Annotated in this window: 10 protein-coding genes; 4 read left to right on the top strand and 6 right to left on the bottom strand. The window is 44.6% G+C overall.

Annotated elements, in window-relative coordinates:
• Positions 1-71 precede the first annotated feature (71 nt).
• From queC to queF, 4 genes are all read left to right on the top strand, one after another.
• Positions 72-755 (top strand): 7-cyano-7-deazaguanine synthase QueC, encoded by a 684-nt coding sequence (queC, locus tag ACUUJN_RS05755; protein ID WP_068938506.1) that lies wholly within the window; start codon positions 72-74, stop codon positions 753-755.
• Positions 748-1,239 (top strand): 6-carboxytetrahydropterin synthase QueD, encoded by a 492-nt coding sequence (queD, locus tag ACUUJN_RS05750; protein ID WP_053324813.1) that lies wholly within the window; start codon positions 748-750, stop codon positions 1,237-1,239. Before queC ends, queD begins: the two co-directional genes overlap by 8 nt.
• On the top strand, positions 1,232-2,095 hold the full coding sequence (gene queE / locus ACUUJN_RS05745) for a 7-carboxy-7-deazaguanine synthase QueE (RefSeq protein WP_340858944.1): 864 nt from the start codon (positions 1,232-1,234) through the stop codon (positions 2,093-2,095). The genes queD and queE overlap by 8 nt, the downstream gene beginning before the upstream one ends.
• Positions 2,096-2,518: 423 nt before the next feature.
• Positions 2,519-3,016 (top strand): preQ(1) synthase, encoded by a 498-nt coding sequence (gene queF, locus ACUUJN_RS05740; RefSeq protein ID WP_013309106.1) that lies wholly within the window; start codon positions 2,519-2,521, stop codon positions 3,014-3,016.
• A gap of 112 nt (positions 3,017-3,128) precedes the next feature.
• Here queF and ACUUJN_RS05735 read toward each other — a convergent pair whose 3' ends face one another.
• From ACUUJN_RS05735 to ACUUJN_RS05710, 6 genes are all read right to left on the bottom strand, one after another.
• Positions 3,129-3,962, bottom strand: a complete 834-nt coding sequence (locus ACUUJN_RS05735; RefSeq protein ID WP_023987362.1) for a helix-turn-helix domain-containing protein — start codon at positions 3,960-3,962, stop codon at positions 3,129-3,131.
• A 215-nt stretch (positions 3,963-4,177) separates the two neighbouring features.
• Positions 4,178-5,557, bottom strand: a complete 1,380-nt coding sequence (locus tag ACUUJN_RS05730; protein WP_028543155.1) for a glycoside hydrolase family 32 protein — start codon at positions 5,555-5,557, stop codon at positions 4,178-4,180.
• Positions 5,550-7,805 (bottom strand): beta-glucosidase BglX, encoded by a 2,256-nt coding sequence (bglX, locus tag ACUUJN_RS05725; protein WP_340858946.1) that lies wholly within the window; start codon positions 7,803-7,805, stop codon positions 5,550-5,552. Before bglX ends, ACUUJN_RS05730 begins: the two co-directional genes overlap by 8 nt.
• An 18-nt stretch (positions 7,806-7,823) precedes the next feature.
• Positions 7,824-9,230, bottom strand: a complete 1,407-nt coding sequence (locus tag ACUUJN_RS05720) for a sucrose-specific PTS transporter subunit IIBC (RefSeq protein ID WP_023987359.1) — start codon at positions 9,228-9,230, stop codon at positions 7,824-7,826.
• Between the two features lie 269 nt (positions 9,231-9,499).
• Positions 9,500-11,269 carry an acid phosphatase gene (locus tag ACUUJN_RS05715; RefSeq protein ID WP_279831974.1) on the bottom strand — a complete coding sequence of 590 codons (1,770 nt, stop codon included), beginning with the start codon at positions 11,267-11,269 and terminating at the stop codon, positions 9,500-9,502.
• Positions 11,270-11,479: 210 nt separating this feature from the next.
• Positions 11,480-13,471 carry a stalk domain-containing protein gene (locus tag ACUUJN_RS05710; RefSeq protein WP_279831976.1) on the bottom strand — a complete coding sequence of 664 codons (1,992 nt, stop codon included), beginning with the start codon at positions 13,469-13,471 and terminating at the stop codon, positions 11,480-11,482.
• Between the last annotated feature and the right edge of the window lie 92 nt (positions 13,472-13,563).

Genomic DNA, 13,563 nt, shown 5'->3' with positions numbered 1-13,563 from the left:
AGAACTCTCCTTCTTCCAAGTGACAAGACTCCATGTCTTGCACCATTCCAAGAAGATCGAGAGGTTTTTTTATGTTTACAAACGAAAAAGCAGTCGTCGTATTCAGCGGCGGCCAAGACAGCACAACCTGTTTATTCTGGGCAAAAAAACATTTTGCTGAAGTAGAAACCGTGACGTTCGATTACGGTCAACGCCACAAGCAGGAAATCGAAGTAGCCGCTGGAATCGCCCGCGAACTGGGTGTTCCGCAAACGGTACTGGATATGAGCCTGCTTAATCAACTAGCCCCTAATGCCCTCACACGCACCGACATTGACATTACTCAACAGGAAGGCGAACTGCCTAGCACCTTTGTAGACGGTCGTAACCTACTGTTCCTGAGCTTCGCGGGAGTTCTCGCCAAGCAAAAAGGAGCGCGCCACTTGATTACAGGCGTTTGTGAGACGGATTTCAGCGGCTATCCCGATTGCCGGGATTCCTTTATCAAATCGCTGAACGTCACACTGAACCTTTCGATGGACTATCCCTTTGTGATTCATACTCCGCTCATGTGGTTGAACAAGGCCGAAACCTGGCACATGGCCGATGAGCTGAAAGCTTTTGAATTTGTAAGAACACGTACACTAACGTGCTATAACGGCGTCATTGGCGATGGCTGTGGCGAATGCCCTGCTTGCAAACTTCGCCGTGCTGGACTCGAGCAGTATCTCGCGGTGCGCGGAGCTTCATCCCAAGGAGTTGAAGGTCATGCGTGAGCCAGGTACTTTTCGCATTGTCGACAAGCTCCAGCAGTTCGGGACAGACATTGAGCACTCTCAGCTGCGTTATCACCGCAAACGTGTACTAGTCAGCAAACAATTTACATTCGATGCAGCACATCATTTGCACTGCTACGAAGGCAAATGCAAAAATCTGCACGGACATACCTATATCGTCGTGTTTGGCATAAGCGGTATACCGGGCGAAACGGGTCTAACGCTGGATTTTGGTGACATCAAAACGATCTGGAAAGAGCGGCTTGAGCCTTTTCTGGACCACCGTTACTTGAATGAGACGCTTCCTCCAATGAATACAACGGCGGAGAATATGGTCGTCTGGATCTTTGAACAAATGGAGTCAGCCTTGACCTCGGATGCATACTGCAACCGTGTCGAAGGTGGACGTACCGAGTTTGTACGGTTGTTCGAGACACCTACCAGCTACGCCGAGTTCCGACGGGAGTGGATGCTCGATGAGTAATGCCGTGACGACTCACCAACCCATGACAGCCTCCCACGGCACCAAACTAGCCCCTATTCCCGTACTAGAGGTGTTTGGTCCCACTGTTCAGGGCGAAGGTATGGTCATTGGTCGTAAAACGATGTTTGTTCGCACCGCAGGCTGCGATTACCATTGCTCGTGGTGCGACTCCGCCTTTACCTGGGACGGAAGCGCCAAGGACCAGATCCGTCGTCTGAGTGCCACTGACATTTGGCAGGAGCTGAAGGCCATCGGTGGCGAACGGTTTTCGCATGTGACCCTTTCTGGAGGCAATCCTGCCCTGCTACCGCAGCTTTGGGAGCTAATTACCCTGCTGCGCAGCCAAGGCATTGCCACCGCTGTCGAAACACAAGGCTCCCGTTGGCAGGAATGGCTATACGATATCGATGAGGTAACCCTATCCCCGAAGCCGCCCAGCTCTGGTATGACGACCAACTGGGACGTGCTGGATGATATCGTCGCCCGTCTATCGAACCGGAAGATGGCTAGTGAGTCCCGAGCTACGTCCAACGTCCCAACCGCACCAGGCTTGAAGGAACCCGCTAATGAATCTGCGCGGCTCTATACCGGAGCTTGCAGCTTGAAGGTCGTCATCTTCGATGACACCGATCTTGCCTATGCCCGCATCGTTCACGAGCGCTATCCACACGTACCGCTGTTCCTCCAGACGGGTAATCCAGATGTGAACACGGAGAACACCGGACAGATTGCGGAGTCCCTACTCCATCGTTATGAATGGCTTATCGACCGTGTCATGGACGATTCCCGACTAAACGACGTAAGAGTACTCCCACAGCTCCACACCCTCGTATGGGGCAACAAACGCGGCGTATAACACTTATATGTAATATATTCCGTATAGGCTGTATGTGATACACAAGATACGCCAAATTAGTCGAAGTATACCCTCGACACCCAAGTTACAAAACAAGAGAAACCCTCGTCCGTGAGGACGGGGTTCTCAACAAGCTCGCTCCTTTCATATAGGAGCGAGCACTATTCTCTTCTATCCCAGCCTACAGATAAACGAGCAGGGACTTTATGGTGGTGACGGCGGTCGGCAGCGAAGCGGAGGATTTGAAGCTGTAGAAGCGTTAGCGTTCGCCTTTGAAATGGGATTCTAACCTATATCTTTCATCTTATCAGAAAGAATCCCATTTCAACAGCGATCGGAAGCTCAAATCCTTCGCGGAGCGACCTCCCCATCATCATAACTCCCTCTCTCTTTTACCAAACTAAACTTAAGGAGCCCCATCCAATGACCGGAAGAACACCCGAAGAAATGACCGACGTTACCCTGCTTGGCAATCAAGGCACACAATACACGTTTGCCTATGATCCCGCCATTCTCGAAAGCTTTGATAACAAACATCCGTATCGGGATTATTTTGTAAAGTTCAATTGCCCGGAGTTCACCAGCCTGTGCCCGATTACAGGACAGCCTGATTTTGCAACCATCTACATCAGCTACATTCCCGATATTAAAATGGTAGAAAGCAAGTCCCTTAAGCTGTACCTGTTCAGCTTCCGTAACCACGGCGATTTCCATGAAGACTGCGTCAATATCATCATGAATGACTTGATTAAGCTGATGGACCCTCGCTACATTGAAGTATGGGGCAAATTCACACCACGCGGCGGCATCTCTATCGACCCGTACACCAACTACGGCAAGCCAGGAACGAAGTACGAACAGATAGCGGAGCACCGCATGATGAACCATGATATGTACCCGGAAAAGATCGATAACCGTTAAGCTAATAACTCTTCTGACATAGCGTAAATATCAAGGGGTTGTCCTAAAGTCATCAAATGACAAGGGACAGCCCCTTGGTTGTACTGAAAGGATGCTGTGCATGCTCGTGGCGTTACACATCCAGATCAAATCTTGATTTTTTATATTCATACGGTGTTTTACCCATAACTTCTCTAAAAGCCTTTCTGAAAGATTTCTCGTTTGGAAACCCCACCTCGTAAGAAATTTCTGTAAGTGACTTATTGGTTGAATCCAGTAAATCGATCGCCTTCTCCAAACAAAGAATTTGCTTGTATTCGGTAAACGTCTGGCCTGTATATTCATGAAACATTCGCGACAAATAAGCCTCCGAATAACCGCAGATACGGGCCGTTTTGGCCAGGCTAATATTTTCAGTATAATGCTCTTTAATAAAGTCCATGATTGTCTTTATCTTTCGTTGCTTTTCACTAAATACTTCCGGTGGAATGTCTGTTGCTTGACTAAAATGATTGACAAGCAAATATTTCAGTTCAATAATTCGGCTTTGCTCTAAAATGTAGTCGTATTTGCTTTTGGAAATATGTAGATCATATATATCCATAAACAATCCTCTTAATTTAGAGATTATAGTATCTTCAACTTGTTTCTCTTGCGTGTTTAATTGGATGATTACTTGTTCATTGGCAAAGAAAGTGTCTGGAAATTGCAGCACAATGACTTGGTTCTCCGTAATACTCTGCGTGGAATGCGGGACATTGCTGTTAATGAATAGCGCATCCTTTTCCATCAAAATAGTTATTTTTCCTTCATGCCACACCTTTAGACTTCCACTTGTACAGTAGATCAACTCCATATTGCTGTGAAAATGCATAGGAATGACTCTTTCTGTATCTCTGGATTGGAACATAAAAAGGTTAATCATTTTTTTTCTGTCTATTTCGATATGTTCATATATTTTTTTCATCACTACACCTCATCAGCCAGCCATGAGTGATCCATCTGTATTCTATATTAAGCAATAAACTCTTATACTAATACTCATACTATACCGATAGTAAAATGCCCGGACAAGCAGAATCTATTCAACGGACCAAAATAAAAAAGAAGGCAGTTCTTCCCGTAAACGGGATAATGAACAGCCTTCCTTAGCCTACTTGCAACTCGGCAAGCAAAAAAATGTTAACCTACACATTCCTGCAACTGATACATTCTAACTTCACCTACATTGTCTCCTGCCTCAAGCAATACATTGCGTTGGTCTGCATCTTCTATGAAATAACGCAGGGAAAACACTTCTTCACCCTCGTTAACAAATATTTCCAAGCTTGAGCTTTCAATGAATATTTGCATTTCTGCAAGCTTATTATTTAATGTTGCTTTTCTGTACTCCCTCTCGCCAGTCAACCAGTTTGTTCTCCAAACTGTCAGACTATTTTGTTCCCAATCATAGTCAAATTGCACAGCATCCCTAATGATCATTTTAAAGTTTTCTGTGAGTAAGGAAAAATGAACAATGAGCTCCGTTTGTGTAGAAGGCAGTAACCACTCACTGTTATTTTGAATTTCCCCTTTGTAATGCATGTCATCCAGTCTTAACAATTGTAATTCCGGCAATGGTTTCTGGTACAACACACCGTTCATCAATACCACTTCTCTAGGAAGAGTCAATGCATGAATCCAGCCCTCCTGAATGGTCGGGACAGCCCTCTCCGCTTCCTCATTCATGGCGCTCATCCATCCGAACATAATGGTTCTGTCATTAACCTTAAATGATTGTGGCGCGTAAAAATCAAATCCTCGATCAAGCTCTTTAAAATCGGAAAGGTTGCCGTTAAATTTGCCTGTATCCGATAATTTGCCAACAATATAACCCGATTGATTAGGATTTTTATAATATTCGCCTTTCTCCAGTAAACCCTGAGGAGAGAAAATAAAAACATCATTTTCGGCAAAATGAAGTACATCCGGACATTCCCACATATATCCAAATTGATGATCGTGATCAACAAATGATCCTTGGCATTCCCATTCGGACAAATTTTTAGATTTGTAGATAAGCGTATCTCCAGTCAAATCTTCTCTCTGAGCACCAACAATCAACCACCAGTTCCCGTGTTGGTCTCTCCATACTTTCGGATCTCGAACATGCCGGGTATAACCTTTGGGGTGCTCAAACAAGGGACCTATTTTTTGGAAATACTCGCCATCCTCCGAAATCGCGGCGCATTGATAGCTTTCTTTTACTCCATCATCTCGGATTACATTTCCTGTATAAAACAGATACAGCTTTTCATTATGAACAATGCCTCCGCCCGAATAAATGCCATCCTTGTCATACCATTCTGAAGGCTCCAGCGCGACACTTTTCCTTTGCCAGTGCACCAGATCGCTAGAAACAACATGGCCCCAGCATTTATTTTTATGCTCCGTTCCTTTTGGATTCCACTGATAGAACACATGATATTGATGATTGAAATAGGCAAGTCCATTAGGGTCATTGAGCAAACCGTAAGGAGGAGTAATATGATATTTCAGGTTATACGCGTCGCTTTTATTCATGCTCATCCTCCGGTAAAAAAACAAAACTAAAACTCAGCAAAATTTCCTGCGAGCTTGACCCGATATAAATATCAAATTCGCCGGGTTCACTTTTGTATTGCATTTCACGATCATAAAATTTAAGCATCTCTTCATGAATTGAAAATTCGACATTTTGGGTCTCGCCACTTTGCAAAAAAACTTTTTTAAAGTCTTTTAATTCTTTCACTGGTCTTGCAACACTTGCAAATTTATCGCGAATATATAATTGGATCGTTTCCTTTCCATCATAAATTCCAGTGTTGGTGACAGAAATACAGATATCAACTGACTCATTTTTTTTCATTTCTTTTTGGCTAACTGTTAATAGGCTGTATTCAAATGAGGTATAGGATTTACCATAGCCAAACGGATACAAGGGTTCATTCACTTCATCAATATATCGGGATGCAAACCGATAAGAACCATTTTCCTTTAAATTTGGTCTTCCTGTATTCAACTCATTGTAGGATATCGGAATTTGTCCAACGCTTCGTGGAAAGGTCATGGCTAATTTCCCCGATGGATTGACTTCCCCATACAGTATATTGGCCAGTGCTTCTCCGCCCATCGTTCCTGGATACCAGGCTTGGACAATAGCATCAACTTTTCCGGCTACTTCGGTAAGAATCAAAGGTCTTCCGCTATAAACGATCAGAACCATCTTTTTGCCCAGTAAACTTAATTCATGGAGCAGTTTCATTTGCGGCTTAGGAAGCGTCGGGTTCGTTCGCGATCCCCCTTCTCCGCTCTGATAAATACTTTCTCCCAAGGCGAGGACAATGACATCCGCTTCGTTAGCATTCCGGATCGCTTCGCGCAGTAGGGCCTCCTCATCGACTGTTTCAGCAGCCAGCTTGTCCGCATATTTGCCTAGGGCTTCTCTCGCATTAGCGGGGAGCATATACGCCCCTTTGCAAACCGAGAGATTGCCGGGATCAACATGCTTTAATAATCCCATTTTCAAATTGACGGTATCCGCCTCATCCCCCTTAATGGCCCACATGCCCAGGGTAGAGTTTTCATCTGCGTAAGGACCGATTAAAGCTACTTTGGTATGTTTAGACAATGGCAGCAGTTCATCTTCATTTTTCAGCAAGACTACGGATTCTTCGGCCAAGGACAGCGCGGCTTTTTTATGTTCATCTGACAGAATACTGTTTCTCGACCGCTGAACGGTTTCCTGTAATCCGCGGAACGGGTCCTCAAAAAGCCCCAAATCATTTTTTAGCTTTAAAACACGGTATACAGCTTCATTCAAAAGCTCCAGCATATGCTCGTTATCCGATACTACTTTCTCCAATTGATTGGCATATATCGCTGTCTTCATATCCACATCAACACCAGCCAATAACGCAATCCTTGCGGCTGAAGCCTCGTCTTCAGCATAACCGTGCATGATCAGTTCTTCTATAGCGGCGTAATCCGAGATCAACACACCATTAAAATTCATTTCTTGTCTTAGCACGTCGCGGTTAAGCCACTCGTTTCCTGTCGCAGGGACGCCGTTCAAGGTATTAAAGGCCGTCATAACAAGCTTTGCCCCCGCTTCGATTGCAGCTTGATACCCTGGCAAATAATATTCTCGCAGCGTATGCTCCGACATATCCACGGCGTTATACTCACGTCCAGCGACAGGTGCCCCATAAGCGGCAAAATGCTTGACGCAAGCGGCAATTTTATTGGCTGGTATGATCCCTTCCAAGCTTCTTCCCTGAATCCCCTGAACCATGCTTTCAGCGTATTTCTTCGCTAGCAAAGTATCCTCTCCAGGCGATTCCATCACCCGCCCCCAACGGGGATCTCTAACGATATCTACCATGGGGGAAAAGGTCACGTGAACACCTTCGTCGTAACATTCCTGGGCAGCAATCGAACCCGCATGTTCTATTCCCTCATAATTCCAACTACATGCTTGTGCAATCGGAATCGGGAAGATAGTTCGATACCCATAGATAATATCTGCCATGAACAGCAGCGGAATTTTATGAATCGATTTTTCTAAATAATCCGTTTGCAACTGGATAATTTTTTCTGGGTTAGTGATGTTCAATATCGATCCTGTGTTATATATATTGTAGCCGGCGTTTAACCCTAATTTTTTTAAAGGCCCCGTCACAACAGTGTCTATATCCCCTTCAAAAAAATCACCGGTCAGTTGGATGAGCTGGCCTATTTTCTCTTCTATTGAAAGGCTGTCCAATTTCTTAAGTAGTGTGTTGTTGTCCATGATTCTCCCCACATCATTTTATTTGTTATCTGTTTTTTCTTTAAACCCAAAGATCCACGTTAGCGAAAATGCTACAGCAAAGCCGATTACACAAACTAAAATGTAAAGAAATATCTGATTGTTCAGGTACAATAACATTCCAGGTAGGGCTGTAATCGACATCCCCGTTGCTTGAATATTAAATATACGTGCGAAGAAACCACCAACCGCTCCTCCAATCAAGCCCATCATGAACGGTTTGCCATATCGAATGTTCACCCCAAAGATAGCGGGTTCTGTAATGCCCAACAACGCTGACAAGGTAGAAGGATAAGCAATGGATTTGGTTTTTACATTTTTGGATTTTAGACCAACAGCTAGCGCAGCACCCGCTTGTGCGCAAATCGACGCCGAACTGATCGGGTTCACCATATTCCAACCATTGCCCACTAACATCTGTATTTCAATCAGGTTTAAGGCATGGTGTAGTCCGGTAACTACAATAATCTGATTGATGCCACCGTAAATAAATCCGCCGATGCCGTATGGTAATTTCAAAATGGCGGTAACAGCCATTAATATTAAAGCTTCCACCTCGTGAAAAATGGGACCAATTACGAACAATCCCAGTACCAGTGTTATTAATAATGTTAGAAACGGTGTTAGAATTAAGTCCAATGCATCGGGGACTGACTTCCTGATCTTCTTCTCCAGCATCGCCCCCACGACACCTATTATGAAAGCAGGCAGAACCGAGCCCTGATAGCCTGCAATTTTAATGAATCCGAAAAACACTAGTGGTTCCTGAACTTTTTGGGCGACATCCCAGGATGTAGGCAACGAAGGACTCACTAACATTAATCCAATCAAAATCCCCAATAGCGGCGATCCGCCAAACACCCGGAAGGCCGACCAACATACCAACACGGGTAAAAATGCAAAAGCCGTATCGGTCAATATTTGTGTAAACAATATGAAATTCGCAGAAATATGATCAGGCGTAAGTCCAAATAACTGGAGCAGTGCAGGCTGAGTTACTAAGCCTCTAACTCCCATGAATAATCCTGTAGCTACCAATGCGGGCATAATCGGAACAAATACATCCCCGAAAACTCGGATCATTCTTTTGAACCGATTATCATCTTGGGTGGAGGCCATTTCTTTCAAATCAGCCTTTGATGTAGCAGATATGCTTTGACCAACCATGGCATCGTATACTTTATTTACAGTACCGGTTCCAAAAATAATTTGATATTGCCCAGAGGTAAAGAAAACGCCTTTGGCCTTATCAATATTCTCAATAAATTCATCATCAATAATTTCTCTATCTTTTACAATCAGCCTCAGCCGTGTGGCACAATGTGCCATGGAAATAATATTGTCTTCTCCGCCAAGCCCTTTAATGACATCTTGGGCTATTTTAACGTATTCCTTTTCAAGACTCATCAGTCTCTTCCTTTCCTCTGTTCCTCTTAGTTAGTCTGAATCATTTGAAAATTTGATCAAATATGCTTCTTAAGAATATCAGGACTGCGCTTTCAAACAGCGGGATTATTTTACTACATTAAGGTCAAATTTTGACCTTTTTATACTTTTGATTAATTATGATGAAACAATAAAGTGCACCCTAGAATACATACTGGAATAACCTTCTGGTTTATCCCCATGTATTTTAAAGGTGCACTTCAATTGTTGTATAGAGAGTTAATTACGTTTTACTTAGTGACTTTCAACTGAGCACTGTCAGCTGTATAGATAACCTTCACTTTATAATTGCTTGGTAAACCTACTGTTTCAATCGAAGAAAATGCTCCATTCCGTTTACCATAAGTTAAGATCGTAGCACCATTAGCCGGTACATATTTGTTAGAAAAATTCAGACGTAATTTTCCGTTGAGTATGGCTGTTCCCTTCATTTTGAGCACATCATTTTTACTGCGCAGGTTAAGCTCAAGTGTTCCCTTGGCAGATTGTCTGTAATTTCCGCCAATAATCAGCTTTCCAGAAGCATTTTTAAGCAGAGTTCCCCCGTTATTCGTAATTCCACCACTTCCGAAAGCCGTTTCCGAAGTTCCCTCCAGAGTACCTTGTTCGATCTGTGTACCGCCGGAATACGTATTGTTGCCCATTAGCTTCAACGTACCTGTTCCCTTTTTAGTCAGCTTTCCAACGCCGGAGATATTGTTGCGCCAGCGATCCAGTGCATTGAAACCGCCTTTGGAAGCGTCCATATTTACCGCAACATTATTGGTGAAAGCACCGTAGCCATCCGCGGCGGAAAACAGGTTCAATCGTCCCCATCCCTCAGCATCATCAAGTACAGGATAGCCGGAAGGAATCCCTGTAGTAGCCAAAACCCAACGACGTTGTGTGCTATCCAGGTAAGGCAAGCGTGTCTCCAACAGTACCTCAGCTCCCTTAGGCACTGTCATTGGCGTCGTAGTTGGATTAACCTGACTGAATCCGTATGTTAATCGTTGATTATAATTTTTTTTGTTTGTGGCATAATTGCTGAATCGATCTGGAGCTGTGCCTTTCTGAGACAGCAGTTGTTTACGAGCATCCTGATAAGCCGCTTTCTTCAAACTGCTATTGGCCGGATCAGACAGGATAGCAGCAGCCATCGCCGTTGCCATGACACGTCCTCCCATAACATCAAGCGGGGAGTGCATACCGGCAACAACACGGTTATTGCCCAGCTCCGAAGCTCGTGTCAGCAGTTCCTGATAACGCTCCGGCACGGCATAGGCCATAGCAATAGAACTGAGATACGCAGCATTGGTATGACCGCTAGGAAAGCCGCCATCGCTAGTAGCATCAGCTTTGAGAGCAGGAATAAGGCTCGGAACAACCACTGAGTTATCGCTCCAGCGAAACGGACGAGGATAGCTAAAGTAAGACTTAGCCGGGTTCGTCGTAGAGTATTCCCCGCGCAAGGTATTTACCAGATTTACAATGTTGCCGAGATTGGAGCTTGTACTCCCTGCATTCGTTCCCTCATCTTCGTATTTCTTAGTCAGGGCATCTGCCGGAATGTCGTTGATCGTTGTCGTGGCACCTGCATTCTTTCGATATACATCAGTGAGCGAACCCAGACCGTCGATCACACTGTAGCTCTGGTTTCTGCGATCATCCAAATAAGCCGCATCGGCCTCACTGGAAGTGCGACGGGCAGCTATATCAATCACTTTTTGAATATTGGCGTCCAGCACGCTGCTGTTTAGCTTGGTACCTGTATCCCAGGTAGCGCCGGGAGTCCAAAGCTTATTAAATTCGGAGAGCAACCCGAGGGTCGGATTAGAGCTTTCCGTCTTATTGGCAGAACTATTATTTTTATAATGATCTACGAAATATCCCCACGATGGTTCTGTTGGAGTTACCGTTGTTGGTAGGGTTGCCGCACTCGCATAACTTCCACCCAGGGAACCTAGAAGTAATGGTAAAGATAGTAATGCAACTGATAATGGTTTCCTTAGCGATTTCATTCTCAAATCAGATCCTCTCTTCTCTTGTGCTCTTCGTACTTTCTCTACGGAGCTATTATCTAAATAACAAGATGTATGATATAAAGAATCATATCTTAAGTTTGTTAAATAAAGAGCTTAGTTTTGTTAAATGAAAAAAAGGCATCCCAAGAGCCGTATATACGACTCTGGAGACACCTCGTTCAAAGCGTTATAGAAAAACCAGCTACCCTACAGCCATACTTCTATGACTTTGCCATTCACGAAAGCTACCGCCTTGAAATAAAGACTACGGTTGCCGTATACCCAGGCTTCGACTTGAGTTCCGTTTGAAGCAGCCCCCTTTTCTCTGACTGTTGGGTTTCCCCATGCGAACTGCACCTGCGTCGTATTCATGCCTAAGCTTACCTCATTATTTTTAATCTTGTTCCAGATGGCTTGCGACCATTGGTATTTCTTGTACGGATCGTAAGTCAGAAATTGATCGGAATCAGACAGCATTTGTGGAATGCGTGAAGCTCCGATGATGGAAAACGTGTCATAAGTTTCGCCATTGGCCCCCTGGAAAATAACTTCGTAAGATTTAACACCGTTCGGGTCCGTGCTGACTTCGATATCTTTAACTGTTACCTTGCCAAATCGATCTCCAGCGCTATAGAAGTTATTGACCCAATAGGTTTTGCCAATTAATTTGGACAGACTGCCCAGATCAATGGCTCTGATAATTTTTGCCGTTTCCGGCGTCTCAATGACCAGCTTGGTAGCGCCCACAGATAATTCTCCTTGCTGGCGGTCACGATTCCATTTGAATCCGCCCAACTTCAGATCGGTCAGTAATGTTCCCGGGAATACAACCTGTCCGTTAACCGTTTGAACCTTGCCCTTCAGTGCAACAGGTTTACCATTCACCATCGCGGTGGAACTCCCTTTTTGGAGTACGATATTGTTTTTACCCAGCTTGATCGTAAAGGTCTGGTTCGCCACGGTAACAGATCCACCCAGCGTCTTGAACACAGACTGCACAGGTAAATACACATTGCCGTTCAGTATAGCCGCCCCGGTCAAGGTTTGATCGGACGATACCTTTAGTGTAAAAGAAGATGGTATTCCTTCGGTCTGCAGAGCTACGGATGTGCTTCCAATGCCCCTTACTTTGAGTATACCCGAACCATTCTGCTGTAGCTCGGCAACCTGCGGTTTCTCTACTTCAATCTCACTAGCTTCGGGATGACGTGTTAGTCGATAACCGTTCGAATACGTCTCTTGTACATTTAATTGAATCGTATCGCCGATGGCAGCCTCTTTGGAGGTCGTCAACAAGGACATACCCGTTAATGTAGGCAAGCTCAGCGCAGTCGTGATCCCATCCTTATAGCCGACCCAAGAGCCATCCTTTAATTGTGCAAAAAGCTCGTCAGGCGAATCAACCAACCGTGCAACATTAGATAACCCGCTAAGCTGCACAGCTGGATATTTCTTCATTCGGTCATAGCTCCATACAGTCCCGTCATGATGTACAGTAATCAAGACATGTGTACCTTTTTTCCATAAAATTGAAGCAATATCACTTCCCACTTCGCGCGGTGGTTCATTGGTCAGCATATCCAGCATCGTGACATGGCCATCTTCCTTAAGTACTGCAGCATACGCCGTACTCATTTTGATATCAAGCGCACCATCTACATGACCTATCTTGCGGGGCTTAGATTCTGCGTACCCTGTGGAATACCATACATCACCGGATCGAGTAAGAACCGTAAAATAGGTACTTACCTTATCACCATCTATAGCATCCGATATTCCCTCAACCTGTTCTCTTCCCCAGGAGATCGTCCCATCGGTTTTAATAGCCAAACCCTCACCTGTAATTTCTTTAACTCCTGAGGATTGAGCCGTCACTTTTGGGTCGGAGTTATCATCCCAGATGGCTACCTTCCCGTCCTCAGTCCAGCCATAATAACCTTGGCTCTCGTTTTTGCTGCCTGTAATGCCTTTCAAATTCAATTTCTCAATAACCGGGCCATCTATACTCTTTCTCCATAAAGAACCGTCATCCAGTATGTAGTTATTCCGGTCGATCACGTCTATAATTTTAGCGTTTTTCCAAGTGTTGTTCGTCGTTACATTTGCCGCTACTGCTGTTTCTCCAGTGTTTAACGTAGTTCCCACCACCGCTCCACATACCATGGATACTGCCAGCAAAATCTTCGCTGCTTTTCTCATCGTGGTTCCCCTTTTCTATCTATATTTCCATATCAGTATTTTGCATAATTCCATTCCCAAAGCTCAAAAATATAATATATAGACGAACTGGA

Source organism: Paenibacillus sp. LRG-1 (assembly GCF_057220305.1).
This window is presented reverse-complemented; position numbering and strand designations above follow the sequence as displayed.